The organism is Streptomyces sp. DH12, assembly GCF_020873895.1.
Taxonomy (GTDB): Bacteria; Actinomycetota; Actinomycetes; order Streptomycetales; family Streptomycetaceae; genus Streptomyces.
In genome coordinates this window covers 1-400 of sequence record NZ_JAHWGT010001542.1, presented here as the reverse complement: position 1 = coordinate 400, position 400 = coordinate 1, and the positions used below count along the sequence as shown (strand labels likewise).

The window sequence follows — 400 nt, the reverse complement described above, 5'->3', positions numbered from 1 at the left end:
GGCCGCTACCGGCTGGTCGAGATCACGCACCGCGAGACCAACCAGGTCAGCTGGTACGCCGACGATCTGCGGACGGGCCGGCCGTGCCTGGCCACCCGCATCGAGCTGCCGGCGGACGCCGCGGAGGGCGTGCGCCACGCGTCCTCCCGGATCCTGCGGGCCACCGAGAACGTGGCCCGGCTCTGCCCGGACCGGATCGCGGGCGTCGTCGACGCGGTTGGTGAGGGCGGCTGCCTGTGGACGGTCACCGCCTGGATCGACGGCACCCCGCTGGACGAGGTCCTGCTCCAGCACGGCACCTTCACGCCCGCGCGGGCGGCGCGCGTCGGCCTGGACCTGCTCGACGTGCTGGACGCGGCGCACGCGGAGGCCGTCACCCACGGCGAGCTGAGCCCCGGGC

1 pseudogene is annotated in these 400 nt (G+C 75.8%); it reads left to right on the top strand.

Features of this window, described 5'->3' with window-relative positions:
- Positions 1-400: pseudogene (locus tag LPA54_RS40990) on the top strand (serine/threonine protein kinase); the annotation flags it as partial.